The sequence below is a fragment of the Kitasatospora sp. GP82 genome, assembly GCF_029892105.1.
In the GTDB taxonomy this organism is placed as follows: Bacteria; Actinomycetota; Actinomycetes; order Streptomycetales; family Streptomycetaceae; genus Kitasatospora.
Genome location: NZ_JARZAJ010000043.1, coordinates 47,909 through 54,049, shown reverse-complemented (window position 1 = coordinate 54,049; position 6,141 = coordinate 47,909). Strand labels below are relative to the sequence as shown.

The following is a 6,141-nucleotide window of genomic DNA, read 5'->3' as shown; positions in this document are numbered from 1 at the left end:
GCCGCCGGGGCCGTCCGGGGGGGCGGCGGCCCCGCGGCCTCCAACCCCCGCGGCCCCCCCCGGGGGGGGGGGCGCTGCGGGTTAAACCCCCCCCCCCCCGCGCCCCGGACAGTGCATGGCCCTAGCATTCGGGACAGGCACAGGCGCAGCCGCTCCGCACCACCCGCACCACGGATGGGGACCCTGACGTGACGACCTCCGACACCCCTCCCGCCGACGACCCGGTCGGCCCCTCCGGCTTTGCCGCCGCCCGCGCCCGGCTGCTCGCCGAGCCGGGCCGCGGCGGCGCCGAGCGCCGGGCCGCCCTCGCCGCCCTGGCCGACGACTGGCTCACCGAGCTGTACGGGGCCTGCGGGGCACCGTCGGGAACCGCCCTGGTGGCGGTCGGCGGGTACGGGCGCGGGGAGCTCTCGCCGCGCAGCGACCTGGACGTTCTGCTGCTGCACCAGGGAGCGCTCGACCCCCGGCTGCCCGAACGGATCTGGTACCCCGTCTGGGACGGCGGCACCGCGCTCGACCACTCCGTACGCACCGTGGCCGAGGCCCGCGCGGTGGCCGCCGAGGACCTCAAGGCGCAGCTCGGCCTGCTGGACGCCCGCCACCTCGCGGGCGACCCCGCGCTGACCGCCACCCTGCGCTCGGCCGTCCTCGCCGACTGGCGCGCCGCCGCCGCCAAGCGGCTGCCCGAACTCCGCCGGCTCTGCCTCGAACGCGCCGAGCGCCACGGCGAGTTGTCCTTCCTGCTGGAGCCCGACCTCAAGGAGGCCAGGGGCGGGCTGCGCGATGTGGCCGCACTCAACGCGATCGCCGCCAGCTGGCTCGCCGACGCCCCCAGGGACGGCCTGGACGCGGCAGCCGCCAAGCTGGCCGACGTCCGCGACGCCCTGCACCTCACGACCGGACGCGCCACCGAACGCCTCGGCCTGCACGACCAGGACCAGGTCGCCGCCCAGCTCGGCGTGCTCGACGCCGACACGCTGCTGCGCCAGGTGTACGAGGCGGCCCGCACCATCGCCTATGCCGGCGACGTCACCTGGCGGGCCGTGGAGCGCATCCTGGCGGCGCGCGTCAGCCGGGGGCGCCGGGTGGCCCGGCTGGCCTTCCCGTTCACCGGGGTCGGGCGCGGTGCGGGCGCGGTGGCGCACGGCGCCATAGAGCGCAGGCCGCTCGCCGAGGGCGTGGTCGAGCAGGACGGCGAGGCGGTGCTCGCCCAGAGCGCCCGCCCGGCGCAGGATCCCGTCCTGCCGCTGCGCGCCGCCGCCGCGGCCGCGCAGGCCGGGCTGGCCGTGGGGCACTCGACGGTCCGCCGACTGGCCGCCGAGACCAGGCCACTGCCCGTGCCGTGGCCGGACGAGGCCAGGGAGCAGCTGATCACCCTGCTCGGCGCGGGGGAGTCCTGTCTGCCGGTCTGGGAGGCGCTGGAGGCCGAGGGCCTGATCACCCGCCTGCTGCCGGACTGGGAGCGGGTGCGCTGCCGGCCGCAGCGCAACGCCGTACACCGCTGGACGGTCGACCGGCACCTGGTCGAGACGGCGGTCAAGGCGGCCGCGATGACCCGCCGGGTGGCCAGGCCGGACCTGCTGCTGGTCGCCGCCCTGCTGCACGACCTCGGCAAGGGCTGGCCGGGTGACCACTCCGAGGCGGGCGAGGTGATCGTCCGGGACGTGGCCGTCCGGATGGGCTTCGACAAGGCCGACACCGAGACCCTGGCCCTGCTGGTCCGCCACCACCTGACGCTGATCGACACCGCCACCCGCCGCGACCCGGACGACCCGGCCACCATCGACCTGGTCACCAAGGTGGTCGGCACCCTCCCGCACCTGGAGCTGCTGCACGCCCTCACCGAGGCCGACGCCACCGCCACCGGACCCGCCGCCTGGAGCAGCTGGCGGGCCTCGCTGGTGGACCGGCTGGTCGACCGGGTGGCCGCGCAGCTCGCGGGCGCCGACCCCTTCCCGGCCGAGGCCGAGCCGACGGTCGATCAGGAGCGCCTCGCCGTGGAGGCCGCCCGGACCGGTGAACCGGCCCTCGCTCTGCTCGCCCAGGCGCAGCAGGACGCCTTCGGCAGCGAGCCGATGGGCGTCGAGCTGACCCTGGCCATCCCGGACCGCCCTGCACTGCTGAGCACGGCGGCCGGAGTGATCGCGCTGCACCGGCTGACGGTCCGTTCGGCCGCGCTGCGTCTGCTCGACCCGATCGGCGAGGGTCCGGTGCTGCTGATCCGCTGGAAGGTCGCCGCCGAGTACGGCGAACTGCCGGAGGCGGACCGGCTGCGGGCCGACCTGCGCCGGGCCCTGGACGGCTCGCTGGACGTGGCCCGCAAGCTCGCCGAACGGGACGCCGCCGCCCCGCGCCGCCGGGGCATCACCACCCCGCCCCCGGTGGTGGCGGTCGCCCCCGGGGCGTCGTCCAGCGCCACCATCCTGGAGGTCCGCGCCCACGACGCCCCCGGCCTGCTGCACCGCATCGGCCGGGCGCTGGACGCGGCCGGGGTGGTCGTCCGTACCGCCCACGTCAGCACGCTCGGCGCGGATGCGGTGGACGCCTTCTACCTCACGGACCCCGAGGGCCGCCCGCTCACGCCCGAGCGCGCCGGCGAGGTGGCGGCGCAGGTGCGGGAGGCGCTCGGGTGAGCACCGGGAGAATCCGGGCGAGCACCGGCGGAATCCGCCGGACCCCGCCCGCGACCTCGACCCGCCGCCAGCGGTGAGCGGCGTGTGACCCTCGTCCCGAAGGCCGGCCGCACGCCGGTCAAGCGGGCGCCGGAGGGCGTCGCGGGCTGAGCCGGAGGTGGGGTGGAGACCGTACCTGGGGCGGGCGGATACCCTGGGGGCGACGACAGTACCCGTACCGATGCCGCAAGGGACCCGCGACCGACGTGTTCGACACTCTTTCCGACCGCCTCGCAGCGACGTTCAAGAACCTCCGGGGCAAGGGCCGCCTCAGTGAGGCGGACATCGACGCCACCGCCCGCGAGATCCGGATCGCCCTGCTCGAAGCGGATGTCGCGCTGCCGGTGGTGCGGGCCTTCATCAAGCAGGTCAAGGACCGTGCGCTGGGCTCCGAGGTCTCCGGCGCGCTGAACCCCGCCCAGCAGGTCGTCAAGATCGTCAACGAGGAGCTCGTCAACATCCTCGGTGGCGAGACCCGGCGCCTGCGGTACGCCAAGTCGGGCCCGACGGTCATCATGCTGGCCGGTCTGCAGGGTGCGGGCAAGACCACCCTCGCGGGCAAGCTGGGCCACTGGCTGAAGCAGCAGAAGCACACCCCGCTGCTGGTCGCCTGTGACCTCCAGCGCCCCAATGCCGTCACCCAGCTCGGTGTGGTGGCCGACCGGGCCCAGGTCGCCTTCTACGGCCCCGAGCCGGGCAACGGCGTCGGCGACCCGGTCAAGGTCGCCCGCGACTCGATCGAGTACGCCAAGCAGAAGCAGCACGACATCGTCATCGTCGACACCGCGGGCCGCCTCGGTATCGACGCCGAGCTGATGCAGCAGGCCGCGGACATCCGGGCCGCGATCAACCCGGACGAGGTGCTGTTCGTCCTCGACGCGATGATCGGCCAGGACGCGGTGACCACCGCGCAGGCCTTCCTCGAAGGCGTCGACTTCACCGGTGTGGTGCTGTCCAAGCTGGACGGTGACGCCCGCGGTGGTGCGGCGCTCTCGGTGGCGCATGTCACCGGCCGCCAGATCATGTTCGCCTCCAACGGCGAGAAGGTCGACGACTTCGACGCCTTCCACCCGGACCGGATGGCCTCGCGCATCCTCGGCATGGGTGACGTCCTCAGCCTGATCGAGAAGGCCGAGCAGACCTTCTCGCAGGCCGAGGCCGAGAAGATCGCCTCCAAGCTGCAGGGCGGCGGCAAGGACTTCACCCTCGACGACTTCCTGGCCCAGCTCGAGCAGGTCCGCAAGATGGGCTCGATCTCCAAGCTGCTCGGCATGCTGCCGGGCATGGGCCAGATCCGCGAGCAGATCAACAACATCGACGACAAGGACGTCGACCGCGTCGGCGCCATCATCAAGTCGATGACCCCGGCCGAGCGGACCGACCCGAAGATCATCAACGGCTCGCGGCGCGCCCGTATCGCCAAGGGTTCGGGCGTCCAGGTCGGCGAGGTCAACAACCTGGTCGAGCGCTTCTTCGACGCCCGCAAGATGATGTCCGCGATGGCCTCGGGCAAGGGCATCCCCGGCATGCCGGGGATCCCGGGTATGGGCGGTGGCGGCAAGAAGTCCGCCAAGAAGGCCCCGGCGGCCAAGGGACGCAAGAAGTCCGGCAACCCGCTGAAGCGGGCCCAGGAGGAGGCGGCCGCCGCCCAGCGCAAGGCGCTCGGCCCCGGTGGCGCGCAGGCCCCGGCCGAGGGCGGCGCCTTCGGCCTCGGCGCGGGCAAGGGGCCGGCCGACTTCGAGCTCCCCAAGGAGTTCAAGGACCTGCTCTGACCCGGGAGCCCGCCCCGGTGGTCCGGTAGCTCCGCCAGGGCTCGTTCCGGTACGGCCCACAGCCCCGTGGCTGTGGGCCGTACGCGTGAACCGGGCGCATGGCGGATGATGGGGGGCGTGCGAGTGATGATCCGGGCGCCGAAGCCCGCAGACGCGGCCCAGTACGCCGAGGCGGTCCGCCGCTCCGCGGAGCACGTCGGCCGGTGGAACCCGGTCGAACCGGACGGCCTGCCCGATCTGCTGGAGCGTCAGGGACCGGGACTGCGGACCCTCCTGATCGTGGACGTGGAGACCGGCGGTCTGGTCGGCAAGTGCAATGTGGCCAACATCGTCATGGGCCGGTTCTGCAATGCCGCGCTCGGCTACGACTCCTACCTGCCGTTCGCCGGGACGGGCAGGATGAGCGAGGGCATGCGGCTGGTGGTGGACCGCTGTTTCGCCCCGCTGGAGGCGGGAGGTCTGGGCCTGCACCGGCTGGAGATCAACGTCCAGCCGGAGAACGGGCGTTCGATCGCAATGGCGAAGCGGCTCGGCTTCCGGCACGAGGGCTTCACCCCCAGGATGCTCTTCCTGGACGGCGCCTGGCGCGACCACGAGCGGTTCGCGCTGACGGCGGAGGAGTGGGAGCCGCTGCCCAGGGGGTAGGCGCGGCACGGCGTTTCGCGGGGCCAGCTCACCCGGGGTGTCCGTATCGTCCGACGGCCTCCAGCAGTAGAACGTCACCGTCACCGCCGAACCCGTGGTCCAGCAGCGCAGCTTCCTCGCCAACCTGCTGATCTCGCTCGCTCCGATGCTGCTGCTGATCCTGTGCTGCTGCTGATCCTGGTCTGGATGCTGCCGGCCCGCCGGATGGCCGGCGGGATGGGCGCAGCGGGGGCGCTCGGCCGCAAGTCCCCGCCGAAGCCGGTCGACACCACGGCGGGCAGGCGGACGACCTTCGCCGACGTGGCCGGGATCGACGAGGTCGGGGCCGAACCCGCCGAAGTGGTCGACTTCCTGAAGAACCCGCAGGCGTACCGGGGGCTCGGCGCCAGGATGCTGCGCGGCGTGCTGCTCAGCGGTCCGCCGGGCAACGGCAAGACCCTGTTGGCCAGGGCGGTCGCGGGGGAGGCGGATGTGCCGTTCTTCTCCGCCTCCGCATCGGAGTTCATCGAGATGATCGTCGGCGTCGGCGCCAGCCGGGCCGAGGTCCTCGTCCCGGCCCTGCTGCGCCCGGGACGCCTCGACCGCCGGATCACCGCCAGCCCGCCGGACCGCGACGGGCGCGAGGCGATCCTGAAGATCCACACCCGGAGCGTGCCGCTCTCCCCGAGGAGCGATCTGGAACAGGTCACCAACATGGCCCGGGGCATGGCCGGACGCTGGGGCATGAGCGAGCGGGCCGGCCGCCTCACCGCCGTGCCCAGCGACAGCCAGGGCGCGTACGGGCTCTCCGCCGCACCCGCCACGCTGGACGTGGTGGACGAGGAGGCCAGACGGATCGTCGCCGAGTGCTACGACGACGCGACCCGGATCCTCACCGAGCACCGCGGACAGCTCGCCGCCCTCGCGGGTGCGCTGCTGGAGGCCGAGACCCTGGACGAGGAGGCCGCCTACCGGGCGGCGGGAGTGCCCAGGAAGCAACTCGCCTGAGGCACGACGGCCGTGTGCCGCACGGCCGGTGGGCGGCCCGTTCTCCGCGCTGCTTCCCGGGCTGC

At 73.9% G+C, this 6,141-nt stretch carries 3 protein-coding genes and 1 pseudogene; all 4 read left to right on the top strand.

The annotated features are described in order from the left end of the window. Window positions 1–188 precede the first annotated feature (188 nt). A complete protein-coding gene (locus P3T39_RS30565) occupies window positions 189–2,633 on the top strand; it encodes a [protein-PII] uridylyltransferase (RefSeq protein ID WP_280702451.1) in 2,445 nt (814 codons plus the stop codon). A gap of 245 nt (window positions 2,634–2,878) precedes the next feature. Then, window positions 2,879–4,444: a signal recognition particle protein gene (gene ffh, locus P3T39_RS30560; RefSeq protein ID WP_280702450.1), complete on the top strand. Its 1,566-nt coding sequence runs from the start codon at window positions 2,879–2,881 to the stop codon at window positions 4,442–4,444. A gap of 105 nt (window positions 4,445–4,549) precedes the next feature. Continuing rightward, window positions 4,550–5,089, top strand: a complete 540-nt coding sequence (locus tag P3T39_RS30555) for a GNAT family protein (protein ID WP_280702456.1) — start codon at window positions 4,550–4,552, stop codon at window positions 5,087–5,089. Between the two features lie 58 nt (window positions 5,090–5,147). Beyond that, a pseudogene (locus P3T39_RS30550) lies at window positions 5,148–6,076 on the top strand (AAA family ATPase); the annotation flags it as partial. Window positions 6,077–6,141 lie beyond the last annotated feature (65 nt).

Bases quoted from the DNA above. Each gene is read 5' to 3' on its own strand.
- P3T39_RS30555 (WP_280702456.1), top strand. From the start codon at position 4,550: ATGATGGGGGGCGTGCGAGTGATGATCCGGGCGCCGAAGCCCGCAGAC.